Raw genomic sequence first — 19,579 nt, forward strand, 5'->3', positions numbered from 1 at the left:
ACATCATAACTACCACTCCTTGTATTCGATTTCATAAATCTATTATAAAAGAAAAGACTGTAGACAGCATCCATAAAATGGACTTTGTCTACAGTCTGAAACCAGCGAAACTTTCGCTGGTTTTTATTTAGTTAAAAGACTAGTACTGGTGTACCAACTTCAACCATATCGAATAATTGAGCCATGACACTTGGTGGTGTATTTACACAACCGTGGGACCCGCGTGTTTTCCAAAGCTCACCGCCGTATTCAGGCTGCCAATCAGAATCGTGAAGGCCAACGCCGGTCCAATCAATCGGCATCCAATATTTCACTGGGCTTGCATAATCAGAGCCATCATCGTTTTTCCCTCTTAAGGTCTTGTTGGTTTCTTTGGACCAAACGTAATCAACGCCAGTTGGAGTTGGAGAGCTTGGTTTACCACTGACGATATCTGTTTCTAAAGCAACCTTACCGTCTTTGTAATACCACATATGTTGATTCTGCAAATCTACTTCAATATATGTTTTATCTACTAAAGGCTTGTCTGCTGTCGTAGCGCCGGTAACAACCGGTGAACGAGTAAAGTCTTTGCCTTCTAAGATTTGTTTCGTTAATGCTTCAACTTCTGCAGAAGTATTGATCGTCCAGCTATAGGTACCGGATGGAACAGAAACTTTTCCGCGACGGGTACTGTTGAATTCCGTTGGTTTAGAGCTAGTGTTGTATTTTTCACCTAGACTAGTAACGTAAGCTGTTACTTTTTCCTGGTCTAGAGACATCTTTCCATTATCATCGATCAACCAGCTGTTGATATCGGCTGTTGGAATTTGGAAGTTTTCTCCATTGATGCTGTAGTTTGCTTTGATTTTTGCGACAGCATTCATCTTATCCATCGTCTTTTTCAAATCAGCATCGTCTTTAGTGATCGTTGGTTTGGAAAGGTAACTGTTAAAATCAATCGTATGTTTGCCATTTTTTGCTGCATCTTTAAAAGCTGTAACAGCAGCATCGACATCAATAGTATTTCCTTGTTTTTCAGGAGTAATCTCAAAGCCGTCATTGGTTCGAGTGACTTTGGCATTTTCTGTCGCTGTCCGATTCGTATTTGTTTGTGTCAGTTCTGCTCTTACAGCCTCACCGACAGCATTTAGTTTACTTTCATCTAACGTATTGCCATCAACATCTTTTGTATCTGCTGCTGAGACTAACTGCATTCCCCAGCTAAAAGGATTTTGTTTTTGCTGCATTTCTTTTAGTCCAGATAAATAATCATTCTGCCAACCTAAATCTTTGCGATTGATCTCTTTCCAGTTCTTATCATCGATCTTGATTAGGAAAGGCGAGTCGGTCAACTCGCGTGTAATTTTTCGATTTGCTTCGCTTACCGTCAAATTACTGATTTTTACCCCGTTGACTACTGTGTTAGGCAGGAACCTTTGGGCGTAATATGTACTGCGAACGGCATAGCCGCCAACTAAAACTACCAATAAACCTAAAACAACAATCACACCGATTCGTGATCGGCTACGAGAATTTCTTCTTTCATTTCTTGTCATCGAAATAACTCCTCATTGCTTTTATGTATTTGGTTTTTATCAATTATCCAACCATTTTCATCTATATAATAGCCGCTGATTTTAAATGATATACCGAGTATAAATATACCACAGAATGCTTGAAATACGAACGATATGTTTTCAATTGTTAGCAAATATTAAAAAAACCGCAAAGAATAATAATATTCTCTGCGGTTTTAAAATTTTTTATTTTCCTTCAGCTTCAAGATCAGCAAAAGCTTTGTCCATAACTTCTTTAAGTTGTGAAGCAGAAGCATCCATACGATCTTTTTCAGCATCACTTAATGGGATTTCAATGATATTTTGGATTCCTTTAGCATTGATAACGGCTGGCGCACCAATGTAAATATCATTTTGTCCATATTGACCTTCTAAGTAAACTGATAATGGGAATACGGCACTTTCATCATTTAGGATCGCACGAGTGATACGAGCTAGGGCAACGGCGATACCATAGAAAGTTGCACCTTTTTTCTCGATAATTTCGTAAGCAGCATCACGTACACCGAAGAATAAGTTTACTAAAGCTTCTTCATCAACTTCTGGGTTATCCTTAACCCATTCATAAATTTGTAGGCCGGCAACGTTAGCGTGTGACCAAACTGGGAATTCTGAGTCACCATGTTCACCTAAGATATAGGCATGGACGTTACGTGCATCTACGTCAACTAATTCAGCGATTGCTTGACGGAAGCGTGCTGTATCTAAAGAAGTACCAGAACCAATAACGCGTTCTTTAGGGAAGCCAGAGAATTTCCATGTAGAGTAAGTTAAGATATCTACAGGGTTCGCGGCAACTAAGAAAATACCATCGAAGCCAGATGCAACGACTTGTTCTACGATACTCTTGTTGATGCGCAAGTTTTTACCAACTAGGTCTAAACGAGTTTCGCCTGGTTTTTGAGGAGCGCCGGCTGTGATGACAACTAGGTCAGCATCGTGACAGTCTTCATAAGAGGCAGAATAGATTTTTTTAGGTGATGTGAAGGCTAATGCGTGAGATAGGTCGATCGCATCTCCTTGTGTGCGGTTGGTATCGATATCGATAATACCGATTTCTTGAGCGATATTTTGATTGACTAGAGCGAAGGCATAACTTGAACCTACTGCGCCGTCTCCAATTAACATTACTTTTTGATGGGTTTTACTAGCTGCTGTTGCAGTCATGTGTACCAATCCCTTCTTATATTTGTTTTCCAGTGGAATGATAACACTAATTAATGAAACTTGTCACGTGTTTTACTCATTAATAATACAGTTATTTCAGCTGTTTCAGAAGAAAACGCTTCATGTGTGAATAGCTCAAGAAGCTGGTAGTATTAACTTTTTTCAAAAATAACAGAAACTTATGAGAGACTTAAAGCACTGAAAACGGTCACTACAGGTTAGTTTGTGTTATACTGTATAAAGAAAATTTTGGACTGGGTAGTCATTTGACTATCCAGCATTTTGTCATGCATATGAACAACGAAGAACTTTCGTTGAAAGAGAAACGATAGATAATTAAAAACGAGGCGAAAAAAAGTATGAAAATGATTGTAGGTCTGGGAAATCCAGGGAAGAAATATGAAAATACAAAACACAATGTCGGCTTTATGGTGGTTGATCATTTGGCGAAGGAGCATGGAGCAGTATTCAAAAGGAATACTTTCGAAGCAGAAGTAGCAGATTATTTCATTGACGGCGAGAAAATCCTGTTGGTAAAGCCCATGACTTTTATGAATGAATCTGGTCGAGCTGTTGGTCCATTGATGACGTACTTTGGTGTTTACTTAGAGGAATTGGTTGTGATCGCTGATGACTTGGACATGGAACTTGGGAAATTACGCTTACGACAAAAAGGCAGTGCTGGGGGGCACAACGGTTTGAAAAGTATCATTTCTCATATCGGTACACAAGAATTCAATCGGATCAAAATCGGGATCGGTCGTCCGAATGGAAAAACAGTCGTGAATCATGTTCTGAGTACTTTCAGCAAAGAGGAAACAGCGACAATTTCGGACAGTGTTGTAAGAGCGGCTGAAGCAGTGAATGACTTTGTGACAGGAAACGATTTTCTGAAAACAATGAATCAGTTCAACTAGTGTCGTTCATTTTTGACTCAATTAGCTAAAAAGAAACAATGAAGAATTATCGTTCCTTTGATACTTTCGCTTCATTACCTAAAAAGTATGTGTGTGATTTTTTGTGAGATAGTATGAAAATATCAAGCAGAATCATTGTTTAAAGGAACGATATACGATGAAAGATTAACAATATTTTTTCTGTAGGGAAAAGTAATTACCATAGTATGAATAAGGAGCAAGAAAAATGGATTTGATTGAGTTTATGAATCAACTGCCGCTAGTGAAAGAGTGGCAGGCAAATTTAGAAAAAAAGGCGAAGCGGCAATTATTGATCGGTCTATCCGGTTCAGCAAAAGCGCTGGTGATGGCGGCAACTCATCAGGCGAGCCAAAAGCAGACTGTGGTAGTTGTACCTAACCTCTACTACAGTAATCAATTGGCTGAAGAATTGCGGCAGATCATCGAGGATGTCCATCTATTTCCGGTAGATGAAGTTCTTTCAGCTGAAATGGCCTTTGCTTCACCAGAAGCACGGGCAGAACGTGTGTCTACTTTACAAGCATTGTCTCAAGGAGAGAACGGATTATACGTCGTTCCAGCGGCAGCGCTACGCAAATATTTACCAACTCCTGAAACGTGGCAGGCGAATCAGTTACACTGGAAAATCGGCAGTGAAATTGATCTGGAGAACTTAGCCCAACGATTAGTCTTGATGGGGTATGAACGACAAACGATGGTGGGTAAACCTGGTGAATTCAGTATGCGAGGAAGCATCGTTGATATTTATCCATTAACGACGGAGTATCCGGTTCGAGTAGAGTTGTTTGATGTAGAAATTGACTCTTTACGCTATTTCGAACCAGAAACACAGCGCTCTGTCGAAAATCTAAATGAGGTCTGGATTACACCAACCACAGACTTGGTTTTTTCTGCAGAGGATTTGAAGCAAGGTGCGTTGAAAGTAAATCAGCTTCTGCAAAATCGGCTGGCAGTTACGAAAGAAAAAGAAGACTACAACTTTCTGAACGACTATTTTGGTCAATTGATTGCCTCTTGGGAGGATGGTATCCCGACAGAGCAGGCCAAGTATTATACAGATCTATTATATGAAGAAAAAATTTCATTGATAGATCATTTTGCCAAGGATGCACTGCTATTCGTTGATGATTATCCCCGCATGATGGAAACACAGCGGGAAATGGATCGGGAAGAAGCTGAATGGCATACACAAAAAATCGAAGAATTGCGGGTGTTTTCTGAGCAAAGTTTTGGTCAAAACGCTCAAGATCTGGTCAAAAAAAGCAAACTTGTTACCAGCTTCTTTTCGCTATTTCAAAAAGGGATGGGAAATTTGCGCTTTGAAGCGATCCATAATTTCCAATACCGTTCGATGCAGCAATTTTTCGGTCAAATGCCTCTATTAAAAACCGAAGTCGATCGCTGGCAAAAACAAGGTCAAACGGTTTTGTTCCTCGTATCTGATCAAGAACGACAAGAAAAGCTTACTCAGGAATTCCACGATGTTGAGATAAAAGCGGCCCAAACAACGCCTGATCAACTACTGGTAGGGCAAACCCAAATTGTTACCGGGAACCTAACAAATGGCTTTGAATTGCCGCAAGATAAATTAGTGGTTGTGACGGAACGAGAAATTTTCCAAAAAGTTACAAAAAAACGTGCTCGCAGACAAACGATTTCAAATGCGGAACGTTTAAAGAGTTATAATGAATTAAAAACCGGCGATTATGTGGTGCATGCCAATCATGGGATCGGGAAATATGTCGGCATGGAAACAATCGAGATCGATGGTGTCCATCAAGACTATATGTCGATTTTGTACCAAAAAGATGACAAGCTGTTCATTCCAGTCACACAATTAAACTTGATTCAAAAATATGTTTCTTCCGAAGCAAAACCACCGAAAATCAATAAATTAGGCGGCAGCGAATGGACCAAGACCAAGAGCAAGGTTTCGAAGAAAATCGAGGACATCGCGGATGATCTGATCGAGCTGTACGCAAAACGAGAAGCCGAACGCGGGTATGCCTTTGGCCCTGATGATGAGTATCAAAAAGAATTTGAAGATGCTTTTCCCTATAGTGAGACGGATGATCAGCTGCGGAGTACCGCTGAAATCAAACACGATATGGAAAAAAATCGGCCGATGGATCGCTTGCTAGTCGGAGATGTTGGTTTCGGTAAAACTGAAGTAGCCTTAAGGGCCGCCTTTAAGGCAATCAAGGAAAACAAGCAAGTAGCCTTTCTTGTGCCGACGACGATTTTGGCGCAGCAGCATTTTGATACGATGACCGAGCGTTTCGAAAATTTCCCGGTCAATGTGGCGATGCTGAGCCGCTTCCGTACTAAGAAGCAGCAGAATGAAACGATCGAACAGATCCGTACAGGACAGGTCGATATCGTTGTGGGGACTCATCGGCTCTTGTCACAAGATTTACAATTTGCAGATTTAGGATTGTTGGTTATTGACGAAGAACAACGGTTTGGGGTGAAGCACAAGGAACGTCTAAAACAACTGCGCTCTCAAGTTGATGTACTGACTTTAACAGCGACGCCAATCCCTCGAACATTGCACATGTCGATGCTGGGTGTTCGTGATCTTTCCGTAATCGAAACACCGCCGGAAAATCGTTATCCGATCCAAACCTATGTGATGGAAACCAACCCGGGAGCAATCCGTGAAGCCATTGAACGTGAGATGGCTCGAGGGGGTCAAGCCTTCTATCTGTACAATCGAGTAGAAACGATCGAACGAAAAGTGGAAGAACTGCAAATGTTAGTTCCTGATGCCAAGATCGGTTTTGCTCATGGTCAGATGACGGAAGTTCAATTAGAAAACACCTTAATGGACTTTATCGACGGTCAATACGATATTTTAGTGACAACGACGATCATCGAAACAGGTGTGGATATTCCGAATGTGAATACCTTATTTGTTGAAAATGCTGATTATATGGGTTTATCGACACTGTATCAATTACGTGGCCGAGTGGGACGCAGCAGTCGGATTGCGTATGCCTATTTCATGTATGAGCCGCAAAAAATCTTGAACGAAGTCAGCGAAAAGCGTCTGCAGGCGATCAAAGATTTTACTGAGTTAGGCTCTGGCTTCAAGATTGCAATGCGGGATTTATCGATACGTGGTGCCGGTAATCTATTGGGGGCTCAGCAACACGGCTTTATCGATGCAGTTGGTTTTGATATGTATTCCCAAATGTTGTCTGAAGCTGTTGATCGCAAGCAAGGGAAAAATACTCAGGTCGAACGAACTTCTGTTGAGATCAATTTAGGGATTGATGCCTATATCCCTGGAACATACATTGAAGACGAACGACAAAAAATTGAAATCTATAAACGGATTCGCGAGCTGGAAAGTACTGAGATGCTGGATGAGGTAGAAGCAGATTTAGTAGACCGCTTTGGCGACTATCCTGACGAAGTAGCAAACTTGCTGAACGTCGGACAAATCAAGATGGATGGCGATCGTGCCCTTGTTGAGAGTATCCAAAAACGCCAGCAGCAAATCATCTTTTCTTTAAGCAAAGTTGGAACAAAAGCCTATCAGGTCGAACAGCTTTTTGAAGCATTAAGCGCCACGAAGATGAAAGCAACTTTAGGTGTTGAGAAAGATCAAATGGTCATCAAATTGACGATCGCAAATAATATGGATGAGGCTATTTGGATACGAGAAATCAGCAAGTTTGTTCGCGCACTACGGGAACAAAAATACAAAGAATAGGTGGTGGAGGCACTGGCGAATAAGGAAATGCGAGTCATGATGCAAGGTGCCTTCGTCTTGACTGCAGCATCATTCATAGCGAAGCTGTTGAGTGCTATCTACAGAGTGCCATATCAAAATCTCGCTGGCGATGAAGGCTTTTATGTGTATCAACAGGTCTATCCGATCTATGGGATCGCCATGACTTTGGCTTTATCTGGCTTACCGCAGTTTATTTCAAAATATGTAGCAGAAAAAAAAGAACCACTGGAACAACGCCGAGCGTTGGAAGAGCTTTTTCCTTTGATCGGTGGTTTCGGCTTAATATTGTGGGCGTTATGTTTCTTTTCGGCACAACCCTTAGCGGATTGGATGGGGGATGGAAAGTTGGCTCCATTAATTCGGGTAGTTTCCTTTACCTTTGTCATTGTGCCGTTTCTTTCGATCACCCGTGGAGAGTTTCAAGGAAAGCTGTTGATGGTGCCGACCGCTGTTTCGCAAGTGGTGGAGCAACTGATTCGTGTCGGAGTGATCCTGATCGCAGCTTGGTCGTTCAAGCAATTCGGTTGGGATGTTTACCATACAGGAACTGTAGCAATGTCAGGTGCTTTAGTTGGCGGAATCGTAGCGGTCCTAGTGTTATGGTACTATCGTCGGAAGGTTTTTGGTACGAGTCTTGTAAGTCAGGTTCCAATCTTTGGTGCGAAAATGGCAGTATTAGGAAAGCGATTAGTGCTTGAAGGCGGACTGATGACAATTTACAGTGGTCTATTGATTTTATTTCAATTGATCGATTCCTTTACTGTCAAAAAGGCTTTAGTGGATTTTGGTTTGAGTGAGCATGGAGCAAAGTTGGCAAAAGGGGTATACGACCGGGGACAGCCGTTGGTCCAACTTGGGTTAGTCGTAGCATTAGCCTTGAGCTCAAGCTTCTTACCACTATTGACACGTTATCTAGTTAATCAAGATCGAGGAATGTTTGTCAAGACGAGTCAGATTTTCCTGCGACTGACCTGTGCTATTGGTGCAGCAGCTTCGATCGGCTTAGCCATGTTATTGCCATATGTGAATTATGCGCTATTTAAAGATTACCAAGGCAACGGTACATTGGTTCTGTTTGTCTTTGCGATCTTTTTGATGGCGATGGTGCAGGCATACCAAAGTATTGCCCAAAGCCAAAATGAATATCGCAGTTCATTGCAAGCGGCGGGAGTGGGGTTATTGCTGAAAGTAGTAATTACTGGCGGCTTGACTAAACAGTTTGGAACGATTGGAGCCAGTCTTTCGACGTTGCTTGGATTGGCAGTGTCTCTGTTTATCCTGCATTTGGCGAGTGATCATGAGACAAGAGCCTATGGTCGGCAGCGTCATTTTATGCGCAACCTAGCTATTTGTTTGTTTGGTATGGTAGTGGTGCTCTTATGTTATTATGGCGGTATCAGTCTTGTTTTTGGACTAGTTCAAAAAAGAAGCTTTGCTTTAATAGCAGCTGTTTTTGGTGTAGTGATCGGTGGGAGTACTTTTTTGATCCTAGCCATTCAGCTGCGGTTATTAACGATTCGCGAATGGTTGATGTTACCATTTGGTAGTAAACTATTGAGAATAAATTGGAAAAGAGGATAATTCATGCGATTAGATAAGTTTTTAAAAATATCACGGATCATTAAGCGTCGAACGGTAGCGAAGGAAGTAGCTGACAAAGGGCGGATCCAAGTTAATGGAAAATTAGCAAAATCTTCAACGGATGTAAAAATCGGTGATTCATTGCGTATCCAATTCGGAAACAAAGTCCTAGAGGTCGCGATAGAAGAGCTGCATGAGTCAACGAAAAAAGAGGATGCAGCCAAAATGTATCGGATTATTAGTGAGACGCGAGTGGAAAATAACGGGAATTAAGGATAATTCAAATAGACAATTATATCCTGAATTGATATAATAGTAAAGAATTTCATGGTAAGGAGCGAGCAGGAATGAATGAAAACGAGACGCAAAAAATTGCTTCGTTAGATACGCCGTATGCAAAAGAGCAATATCAAAAGTTTCAAAAGCAGCATCGTCAATTAATTTTTAAACGTCGTCGTTTGGCAGCACTATTTGCGGTTGCCGCTTTTGCCGCTATTGTCATGGGGGTTCAAATCTTCAACGAACAACGTCATTTAAGCGAACTAAAGGATATCAAAGTTAAGACGATCGCGGAATCTGCTAAGGTAGATGATCGGGTTGATGGCTTGAAGCAAGATGTTGAATTGTTGAAAGATGATAACTATGTGGCAAAATTAGCCCGTAGTCGTTTCTATTATTCAAAAGATGGTGAATTGATTTTTGTATTACCAGATTCAGCAAAAGCGTCTAGTAAGGACAAACAATCTGCTGATGAAGTTGTGAAATCCGAAACTGCTGAATAAATTCAGTCGCAGATTTAAAATAATTAGGAAAAAAATTAGGAGGAACATTTTTTTTATGTCAATCGAAGTAGGAGCTAAGCTGCAAGGAAAAGTATCAGGGATCACCAATTTCGGTGCCTTTATCGACTTGGGAGAGGGTAAAACAGGTTTAGTCCATATCAGTGAAATCTCAAATGGTTTCGTCAAAGACATTCATGATGTACTGACTGTCGGTGACGAAGTAACCGTGAAAGTAACTTCAGTCGGAGACGACGGCAAAGTTGGTCTTTCAATCCGTAAGGCCCAAGATCAACCACAACCAGAAAAGAAACCTTTTAAACGAGAGTTTCGTGACAATCGAGACAACAATCGTCCAAGACCAGCGGCTAAAGGCAAACCTCAACAAAATAGCGGCAAACAAGACTTCGATTCATTGATGAGTTCCTTTTTAAAGGATAGCGATGATCGCTTGTCATCGATCAAACGCAATACCGAAGGAAAACGCGGAGGCCGTGGCGGCCGTCGCAGTTAAAAATAAAGAAGCTGAAATTCGTTTAGGATTTCAGCTTTTTTTATGGCAGTTTATGAATTGAAGCAAATAAGTTCATATTGAATTAATAATCAAAAAGTATACTTGGAAGATACACAATAAAAAAAATGAATCCATTTATACGACCAAGGAGTTTAACATGGAGCAAGTTTTTTTTCGAGAAAATCCTGAATTAACTACGAATAAAAAAATATTAGTAGCGGTATCTATGGGGGTTGATTCGATGGCTCTTCTGCATCTACTGGAACAACATGGGGCAAATATCGGAGTAGCTCATGTGGATCATCAATTACGACCTGAGTCTAAAGTAGAAGCGGATTTTTTACATAACTATTGTGAAGAACACAAATTGCCTTTCTATTTAAAGGTTTGGCAACATCCCGTGGAAAGGAATGTTGAGGCGGAAGCTCGGCGTGTGCGCTACGCTTTTTTCAAGAAAATCATGGATCAGGAAAAGTATGATTTTATTCTAACGGCTCATCATGGTGATGATCAATTGGAGACACTCTTGATGCGGTTGACACGTGGCGGATCGTTTACAGGGCATAGTGGAATTGTTCGCCAGCAAAAGTTTGGTGATGGGATTCTGCTGCGTCCATTACTGCCTTTTTCAAAAGATATGATCTATGAGTATGCGAAGGAGCAGCAGCTGACCTATTTTGAGGATAGTACGAATACTTCACAAGACTATTTCCGCAATCGAATTCGCCAAAATGTTGTACCAGAATTAAAAAAAGAAAATTCGCAAGTTTTAGAGCATGCTCAGCAGTTTCATCAACAGCTAGTTTGGGCAAATCAGTTGATTAACCAAGCGCTAAAAGAAAATTTAAGAAATATCGATTTTGATGGACAACGCTGGTCTTTTCCTGCTGAAAGCTTGCCTGCTGAAACAGGAGCTCGTTATTATTTTCTCGCTGCCTTCTTTCAGCAAGTAGCAACACGGATAAGTCTGGGGATTTCGCAGCGGCAATTGTTTTCACTGGTAGACCAAATGCAGCGTCCTGTCAGCCAATGGATCATGGACATTAGTGATGACTGGCAATTTGTACGACGCTACCAACAGTTTTATTTAGAAAGGAAAACAACAGTTGATCAGGAGTCTTTTCGTTTGGAAGAAAACGAACGATATTCCTTGTCAGATGGTTCAGTGATCGCTTTGAGAAAAAATACGGCTTCTGCAGAAAAGGGTATGTATCAAGTACCATTACCACTTACTGTTAAACTTCCGTTAATAATTAGACGTCGCCAGGCAGGCGATCGAATTCAGTTGACCAATACGTTGAAAAAACGAGTCAGTCGTTATTTTATAGATAAAAAAATTCCGTCTGACGAAAGGGAGCAAGCGTGGGTGGTGGAAGATTCTGCAGGTGAAATCGTAGCGCTCTTACCTTTTGTTAATTCCCATTTGAGTATTACAACTGAAACTGATAGAATACACTACATACTTGACTATACGCTTCAAGTAGCGAAATGAAAGGAGTTTATAGATGCTAGCAAAAGACATTGAAAAAGTATTGATTACTAGAGAAGATATTCAAAAACGCTGTGTTGAATTAGGTGCACAGTTAACAGCAGATTATACCGATAAAAATCCTTTGGTGGTTGGTATTTTAAAAGGAGCTGTTCCTTTTATGGCTGATATCGTTCGTGAAATCGATACCCATTTAGAATTGGATTTTATGGATGTTTCAAGTTACGGTAATCAAACCGTTTCCTCTGGTGAGGTAAAAATCATCAAGGATTTAGATACAAATGTTGAGGGTCGAGATTTGCTGATTGTTGAAGATATCATCGATAGTGGTCGAACACTGGGATATTTAGTCGATTTGTTCAAATACCGTAAAGCAAAATCAGTGAAAATCGTCACATTGTTGGACAAACCAGAAGGACGCGTGGTGGATATCCATGCTGATTATGTTGGTTTTGATGTACCAAATGAGTTCGTGGTCGGTTATGGACTAGACTATGCAGAAGCGTATCGCAACCTGCCATATGTAGGTGTATTAAAGCCAAAAATTTATCAATCAAATTAGTGACCGAAAAAATCACAGTATGATATACTTAAAAGGTCAAAATTGATAAAACTTTTTTTAACAAGCTAATCAGCTAACAAGCGCGAGGAGGACGCAGATGAACAAAAACAATAAGGGAGTCAAAAATGCTCTCTATTATATTCTCGTCATCTTGGCGATGGTCATGGTTGTTTATTTCCTTTTCGGAGATAACAAATCAGCTTCGCCAGATATCGAGTATTCAACTTTTACTGAACAGATGCAAGAAGGCAAAATTAAAAATCTTAAAATCCAGCCTGCCGGTGGAGTATACAAGATCACTGGTGAATACAAGGATAAGCAAGAAGTTGCTAATTCCGGCGGTTTGAGCATTATCGGCGGAGGAACTGAATCGAAAACGACTCATTTCTCAACGATCGTTTTGCCAAATGATTCAACCTTGAGTCAGGTCAATGACTTAGCTAAAGAAAACAAGGTCAAGACCACGATCGAAGAAGAATCAAGTAGCGGTATGTGGGTTACTTTATTAGTAAGCTTTTTACCAATTTTGATTATGATTTTCTTCTTCTACATGATGCTTGGTCAACAAGGCGGCGGCGGTGGCGGCAATGGTCGTGTCATGAACTTTGGTAAATCAAAAGCCAAAGAAGCCGATAAAAAAGCGAACCGGGTTCGTTTCTCTGACGTAGCCGGAGCAGAAGAAGAAAAACAAGAATTGGTCGAAGTCGTGGAATTCTTAAAAGATCCACGTCGTTTCGTCGAATTAGGTGCCCGGATTCCAGCTGGTGTTTTACTAGAGGGACCTCCCGGAACTGGTAAAACATTACTTGCTAAAGCCGTAGCCGGTGAAGCAGGGGTACCATTTTACTCAATCTCAGGTTCAGATTTCGTGGAAATGTTCGTAGGGGTCGGTGCATCACGTGTTCGTGACTTATTCGAAACAGCCAAGAAAAATGCGCCAGCGATCATCTTCATCGATGAAATTGATGCTGTTGGTCGTCAACGGGGTGCTGGTATGGGCGGCGGTCACGATGAACGTGAACAAACCTTGAACCAATTGCTCGTTGAAATGGATGGATTTGATGGTAACGAAGGCGTAATCGTCATCGCTGCAACAAACCGTTCAGACGTATTAGACCCAGCGTTATTACGTCCCGGTCGTTTTGACCGTCAAATCTTAGTTGGTCGTCCTGACGTTAAAGGACGTGAAGCGATTTTACGAGTGCATTCTCGTAACAAACCGTTGGCAGACGATGTTGATTTGAAGGTTGTTGCTCAACAAACACCAGGCTTTGCCGGTGCTGATTTAGAAAATGTCTTAAACGAAGCTGCTTTAGTTGCTGCTCGTCGTAACAAGAAGAAAATTGATGCTTCAGACGTGGATGAAGCAGAAGATCGCGTTATCGCGGGACCTGCGAAGAAAGACCGCGTTATCAGCAAACGTGAACGTGAAATGGTTGCTTACCATGAAGCTGGTCATACCATCATCGGAATGGTCTTGAACCGTGCTCGTGTCGTGCATAAAGTAACAATTATCCCTCGTGGACGCGCTGGCGGGTACATGATCGCCTTACCAAAAGAAGATCAAATGTTGATGTCGAAAGATGATATGTTTGAACAAATCGTTGGTTTGCTTGGCGGACGTACAGCAGAAGAAATCGTCTTTAACGCTCAAACAACAGGAGCTTCCAATGACTTCGAACAAGCGACTGGTTTAGCTCGAAGCATGGTAACTGAATACGGAATGAGTGAGAAACTTGGTCCGGTTCAATATGAAGGAAATCACCAAGTCTTTGTTGGTCGTGACTATGGTCAAACAAAAGCTTACTCTGAGCAAGTTGCTTTTGAGATTGATGAAGAGGTTCGCAACATCTTGATGGCAGCACACGAGAAAGCTCGTGAGATCATTGAGACTCACCGTGAACAACACAAATTGATTGCAGAGAAATTATTGGAATTTGAAACATTGGATGCCAAAGCAATCAAATCATTGTTTGAAACAGGTGAAATGCCTGCAGGTTCTGACAGCCTTTATCCAAGTGAAAAAGCGCAAGCTCAAACATTCGAAGAAGCAAAACGTGCTTTGGAAGAAAAAGATGCTGAAAAACAAGCAGAAGATAAGTCACCTGAGCACCAAGGTTCAGATGATAAGATCGAACCAGACCATACAAACGATAATCAAGAATAAACTTAAACGGCATGTCTTCGGACATGCCGTCTGTTTATTTTTAAGGAATATCGGTTTTAAGACACGAATAAGGAGGATGAGCTTTGGCGGAAAACATACGAAGATGTGATCTTAATGATTTAGTTGAATTGCAAAAGATCAGTATAGAGACTTTTCGTGATACGTTTGCAACGAAAAACGATCCGACTGATCTAGAGACTTACTTGAGAGAGGCGTACGCTTTAGATAAATTGGAAAGTGAACTCACGAATCCAGATTCACGTTTCTTCTTTATATATCAGGGATATCAACTAGCTGGGTATCTAAAATTGAATACGAATAAGGCGCAAACAGAAATATCCGGAAAGAACGGGGTAGAGATCGAACGAATCTATATTCGCAAAGCGTTTAAAAGACGTGGTTTAGGACGACAGTTATTAGATTTTGCCTTCAATCTTGCGGTTAGAGAAAAGCGTGAACATATTTGGTTAGGTGTATGGGAAGAAAACCAAAATGCCCTGCAATTTTATCAGAGCTTTGGCTTCAAGCAAGTTGGGAGTCACGATTTTTATGTTGGAACGGACAAACAGACTGATTTGATTATGAGAAAGTACCTCTTATGATTTGGCATAGATATTAAGTAGGAATAAAATGATGTCGATAGGGGTTGGAAAAGATGGAACGAAACGAAAAAGTGAAACAAATGATGGATCACATCAGTCAAGCCTATGGAGACGCTGAGGTCAAACAACGTCCAGAGATTCAAAAACTTTTGTTGGAGAATGCGCAGTTATTGGAGAAGACGGAAAATCGCGGATTAGTTGCCACTAAAATTTGTAAAGGTATCGCATTATATGCTGTTTCACACCAACATGACTTTCCTAAGGCGCTGGGGGAGCTCCACAATCAGTTGAAGAGTGAAGCAGTCAAATATGATGCAACAGCAATGACGGCTATTTTATTGCCGATGTGGTTTTAAAGAACAGGCGAAAGTTCGTCTGTTTTTTTCTTAAGCTCATACGGAGAAGTTGAAAAAAATCGAAACACCTAGTATGATGCAATCACGAGTGAAAACAAATGGATAAATCCATTAGAATACGAAGGAGCAAATAGATGAGTGACTATTTAGTTAAAGCATTAGCCTACGAAGGTTTTGTTCGGGCGTACGCAGTCAACGCGACTGAAACGATTGCTGAGGCGCAACGCCGTCATGATACATGGAATACGTCTTCTGCAGCTTTAGGACGGACAATGATCGGAGCATTGATGTTAGGAGCCACCCTAAAAGGCGATGATAAAATGACTGTGAAGATTGAAGGGAATGGACCAGCTGGCGCAATCGTTGTTGACAGCAACGGTAAAGGCGAAGTAAAAGGTTATATTAAAAATCCCCATATCAGTCTATCTTTGAACGAAATCGGCAAAATTGATGTACGAGGAGCAGTTGGGACAGAAGGAATGTTCACTGTCATCAAAGATTTAGGCTTGAAGGAACCATTTTCAGGTCAAACACCGATCGTCTCAGGAGAGATTGGTGAAGATTTTACTTATTATTTAGCAGTTTCTGAACAAATTCCATCCGCAGTCGGGGTCTCAGTCTTGGTTGATACAGATGATTCTATTAAAACAGCTGGCGGTTTTATGATCCAAATCATGCCGGGGGCTAGCGATGAAATTATTGATCAAATCGAGGCTCGTTTGAAAGAAACTGCACGTATTTCGACTTTGTTAGATGAGGGGCAAACACCTGAAGAAATTTTGCAAAACTTATTAGCAACGGACGACGTGGAATTCTTAGAGAAGATGCCTGTTCAATTTAAATGTGATTGCTCAAAAGAAAAATTTGCTTCAGCAATCATTACATTGGGCGCTGAGCAAATTCAAGAATTGATTGATCAAGACCATGGAGCGGAAGCTGTCTGCGCCTTTTGCAATAATAAATATGAGTACAGCGAAGCAGACCTTTATGAATTGAAACAAGAGATTTTGGGGGAATAACGGTGAAACCATTGAATGGAACATGGAAAATTGGTGACGTGGAAGTTCCTAATCGCATTGTCGTAGCTCCGATGGCCGGAATCACTAATGCCGCTTTTCGAGTGACCGTCAAAGAATTTGGTGCCGGTTTAGTTGTCTGTGAGATGATCAGCGATCAAGGCATCCATTTTAGAAATAAAAAAACTTTAGAGATGCTGTACATTGATGAACGTGAGCATCCGTTAAGTGTTCAGATTTTTGGGGGTAACAAAGATTCATTAGTGGAGGCTGCACAATTTGTACAAGAGAATACAGAAGCCGATATCATTGATATCAATATGGGATGTCCAGTGAACAAAGTTATCAAGGCGGAAGCCGGGGCGAAGTGGCTCCTAGATCCAAACAAAGTTTACGAAATGGTTGATGCTGTTTCTTCTGCTGTAGATATTCCTGTGACCGTCAAAATGCGCATTGGTTGGGATGAACAGCATGTATTTGCTGTTGAAAATGCTTTGGCTGCTCAAAGCGCAGGAGCTTCAGCAATCGCGATGCACGGTCGAACACGAGTACAGATGTATGAAGGACAAGCAAATTGGGATGTCCTAAAACAAGTTGCGGATCAATTAACGATTCCGTTTATGGGTAATGGTGATGTACGAACTCCCGAGGATGCTAAGCGAATGATTGAAGAAGTAGGTGTTGATGCCGTGATGATCGGTCGAGCTGCCTTGGGAAATCCGTGGATGATCCATCAGACACAGCATTACTTAGAAACGGGAGAGCTAATTCCTGAACCGAGTGCGAGAGAAAAAATTGAAACAGCCAAGCTTCATTTAGAACGGTTGATCAATTTGAAAGGCGAAAAAATCGCTTGTCGTGAATTTCGTCAACATGCTAGTTATTATCTTAAGGGCATTCCTCGTTCAGCAAAAACAAAAGTAGCTATCAACCAAACAGAAGAAAAACAAGTTATTCTAGATTTACTTGATGCTCTTGTTGAAAAGACCGAAGTAAAAGCGAAAATTAGCTAAACTTCAAGCCGAATAAGGAATTCGGCTTGATTTTTTGTCTATTCATTGGCATTATAAGTAAGAGTAATTACATAAGAGGAGGAACATTCGTGACTGAGGAACAAACTAATTTGACAGAAATGAACGATCAGATGCGTGTCCGCCGCGAAAAAATGGAAAACCTTCGTGAAGAGGGTATTGATCCATTCGGCGCGCGTTTTGAACGTACGACAAATTCAAAAGAATTACACGAAACATATGATGCTAATACAAAAGAAGAGCTTGTAGAAAAGCAACTGACAGCAAGTGTAGCTGGGCGTATGATGACCAAACGTGGAAAAGGAAAAGTGGGTTTTGCGCATCTGCAGGATCGTGAAGGACAGATTCAAATCTATGTTCGTAAAGACGAAGTCGGTGAAGAACCTTATGCGATCTTCAAAAAAGGCGATTTAGGTGATTTCTTCGGTGTAACCGGTGAGGTCATGAAGACAGATATGGGTGAAGTTTCGATTAAGGCGAAAGAAATTACGCTGCTCTCGAAAGCATTACGCCCTTTGCCCGAAAAATATCATGGTTTGACGAATGTAGAACAACGCTACCGTCAACGCTATTTAGACTTAATCAGCAATCGAGAAAGCTTTGATCGCTTTACTAAGCGCAGTCAAATAATCAGTCAAATCCGTCGTTACTTGGATGGATTAGGCTATACCGAAGTAGAAACGCCTGTATTGCATAATGAAGCAGGGGGGGCGACTGCACGCCCATTCATCACGCATCATAATGCATTAGATATAGATCTTTATTTACGGATTGCTCTTGAACTGCATTTGAAACGGTTAATTGTTGGCGGAATGGAAAAAGTTTATGAGATCGGTCGTGTTTTCCGTAATGAAGGGATTGATACAACTCACAATCCAGAATTTACGATGATGGAAGTATATACTGCTTATCATGATTATTTAGACGTGATGAATTTGACAGAAGGAATCATTCGGGATGTTGCTGAAAATGTACTTGGTGAAACAACACTTTCCTACGATGGACAATCCATTGATCTCGGTTCTGAATTCAAACGTATTCATATGGTAGATGCGATCAAAGAGCAAACAGGTGTTGATTTCTGGCCTGAAATGACGATTGATGAAGCTCGCACATTAGCAAAAGAAAATAATGTTGAGATCAATGACAATATGGAAGTTGGTCATATTATCAATGAATTCTTTGAGACCTTTGTTGAAGAAACGTTAGAACAACCAACTTTTGTTTATGGTCACCCAGTAGAAGTTTCTCCACTTGCGAAGAAAAATGCTGATGATGGACGTTTTACTGATCGTTTTGAACTATTTATTGTCGGACGCGAATTTGCGAATGCCTTTACTGAGTTAAATGACCCGATTGATCAACGTCAACGTTTCGAAGCACAAGAAAAAGAACGTGAACAAGGTAATGACGAAGCACATGGTGTGGACGAAGATTTCTTGGAAGCATTAGAATATGGTATGCCGCCAACTGGCGGGTTAGGTATAGGAATTGATCGGCTTGTCATGTTGTTGACAGATGTTCAGTCAATTCGTGATGTTTTGCTATTCCCAACGATGCGTTAAAATATTTTTAGACGTTCAGTTTAGCTGAGCGTCTTTTTTTGTTACTGCAAAAGGATTATTAGAAAATGATGTCATCTTTCAAATAGAAATTACGATCCAAATTTTAATGAAAAGGCGATTTTCATACAGCTTTCATGTTATTTGCGAACATTTACACATCTACCAACGAACATTGGTAGGCTATGAAAAAAAGTTCGAAAAACTCAATATTTTTGATTGACCGAAGAAGATTATGTTGGTATATTATGTAATGTTCCAAAGCGAGCGAGTGTCGCTCAAAAAAAATTAAAAATTGTTATTGACAGATAACTGGTTTTCAGTTATTCTATCAAAGTCGCATAAAGCGATGGCGACAACTTCTTCGAAAAAAACTTCAAAAAAGTTGTTGACATCAAAACGGCAATCTGTTATGATTTAAAAGTTGCTGAAACAACGCGACAAACAATGTAGACCTTTGAAAACTGAACGAATAAAACAAACCAAATGTGTAGGGCGCTTCTATTATATAGAAGCA

At 40.8% G+C, this 19,579-nt stretch carries 16 protein-coding genes; 14 read left to right on the forward strand and 2 right to left on the reverse strand.

Annotation, left to right across the window (positions count from 1 at the left end; genetic code table 11):
* Positions 1–131 precede the first annotated feature (131 nt).
* Positions 132–1,538, reverse strand: coding sequence for a L,D-transpeptidase family protein (locus E6139_RS22120; protein ID WP_316405715.1), 1,407 nt, complete (start codon positions 1,536–1,538; stop codon positions 132–134).
* A gap of 207 nt (positions 1,539–1,745) precedes the next feature.
* A complete protein-coding gene (locus E6139_RS22125) occupies positions 1,746–2,726 on the reverse strand; it encodes an L-lactate dehydrogenase (protein ID WP_316405716.1) in 981 nt (326 codons plus the stop codon).
* Between the two features lie 359 nt (positions 2,727–3,085).
* Between E6139_RS22125 and pth the strand changes: the two genes are divergently transcribed.
* From pth to lysS, 14 genes are all read left to right on the forward strand, one after another.
* Positions 3,086–3,643 carry an aminoacyl-tRNA hydrolase gene (pth, locus tag E6139_RS22130; RefSeq protein WP_316405717.1) on the forward strand — a complete coding sequence of 186 codons (558 nt, stop codon included), beginning with the start codon at positions 3,086–3,088 and terminating at the stop codon, positions 3,641–3,643.
* 226 nt (positions 3,644–3,869) lie between these two features.
* Entirely contained in the window at positions 3,870–7,382 is a 3,513-nt protein-coding gene (mfd, locus tag E6139_RS22135) for a transcription-repair coupling factor (protein WP_316405718.1), read from the forward strand.
* 39 nt (positions 7,383–7,421) lie between these two features.
* On the forward strand, positions 7,422–8,984 hold the full coding sequence (locus E6139_RS22140) for a polysaccharide biosynthesis protein (RefSeq protein ID WP_316405727.1): 1,563 nt from the start codon (positions 7,422–7,424) through the stop codon (positions 8,982–8,984).
* A gap of 3 nt (positions 8,985–8,987) precedes the next feature.
* Positions 8,988–9,257: an RNA-binding S4 domain-containing protein gene (locus E6139_RS22145; protein ID WP_316405719.1), complete on the forward strand. Its 270-nt coding sequence runs from the start codon at positions 8,988–8,990 to the stop codon at positions 9,255–9,257.
* 74 nt (positions 9,258–9,331) lie between these two features.
* Positions 9,332–9,766, forward strand: a complete 435-nt coding sequence (locus E6139_RS22150; protein ID WP_316405720.1) for a septum formation initiator family protein — start codon at positions 9,332–9,334, stop codon at positions 9,764–9,766.
* 55 nt (positions 9,767–9,821) lie between these two features.
* Positions 9,822–10,277, forward strand: coding sequence for a S1 domain-containing RNA-binding protein (locus E6139_RS22155; protein ID WP_316405721.1), 456 nt, complete (start codon positions 9,822–9,824; stop codon positions 10,275–10,277).
* 157 nt (positions 10,278–10,434) lie between these two features.
* A complete protein-coding gene (gene tilS, locus E6139_RS22160) occupies positions 10,435–11,769 on the forward strand; it encodes a tRNA lysidine(34) synthetase TilS (RefSeq protein ID WP_316405722.1) in 1,335 nt (444 codons plus the stop codon).
* 13 nt (positions 11,770–11,782) lie between these two features.
* Complete coding sequence (gene hpt, locus E6139_RS22165) at positions 11,783–12,328, forward strand: hypoxanthine phosphoribosyltransferase (RefSeq protein WP_010741092.1); 546 nt, start codon at positions 11,783–11,785, stop codon at positions 12,326–12,328.
* Between the two features lie 97 nt (positions 12,329–12,425).
* Complete coding sequence (ftsH, locus tag E6139_RS22170; RefSeq protein WP_316405723.1) at positions 12,426–14,495, forward strand: ATP-dependent zinc metalloprotease FtsH; 2,070 nt, start codon at positions 12,426–12,428, stop codon at positions 14,493–14,495.
* A gap of 83 nt (positions 14,496–14,578) precedes the next feature.
* Positions 14,579–15,097 carry an N-acetyltransferase gene (locus tag E6139_RS22175; RefSeq protein ID WP_316405724.1) on the forward strand — a complete coding sequence of 173 codons (519 nt, stop codon included), beginning with the start codon at positions 14,579–14,581 and terminating at the stop codon, positions 15,095–15,097.
* 53 nt (positions 15,098–15,150) lie between these two features.
* Complete coding sequence (locus E6139_RS22180; RefSeq protein ID WP_316405725.1) at positions 15,151–15,453, forward strand: bacteriocin immunity protein; 303 nt, start codon at positions 15,151–15,153, stop codon at positions 15,451–15,453.
* A gap of 134 nt (positions 15,454–15,587) precedes the next feature.
* Positions 15,588–16,472, forward strand: coding sequence for an Hsp33 family molecular chaperone HslO (gene hslO / locus E6139_RS22185; RefSeq protein WP_316405726.1), 885 nt, complete (start codon positions 15,588–15,590; stop codon positions 16,470–16,472).
* Positions 16,473–16,483: 11 nt separating this feature from the next.
* Positions 16,484–17,482, forward strand: coding sequence for a tRNA dihydrouridine synthase DusB (dusB, locus tag E6139_RS22190; RefSeq protein ID WP_316405728.1), 999 nt, complete (start codon positions 16,484–16,486; stop codon positions 17,480–17,482).
* Positions 17,483–17,601: 119 nt separating this feature from the next.
* A complete protein-coding gene (lysS, locus tag E6139_RS22195; protein ID WP_316405729.1) occupies positions 17,602–19,065 on the forward strand; it encodes a lysine--tRNA ligase in 1,464 nt (487 codons plus the stop codon).
* The last annotated feature ends 514 nt before the right edge of the window (positions 19,066–19,579 follow it).

This window comes from Enterococcus sp. (assembly GCF_032555305.1).
Classification (GTDB): domain Bacteria; phylum Bacillota; class Bacilli; order Lactobacillales; family Enterococcaceae; genus Enterococcus_A.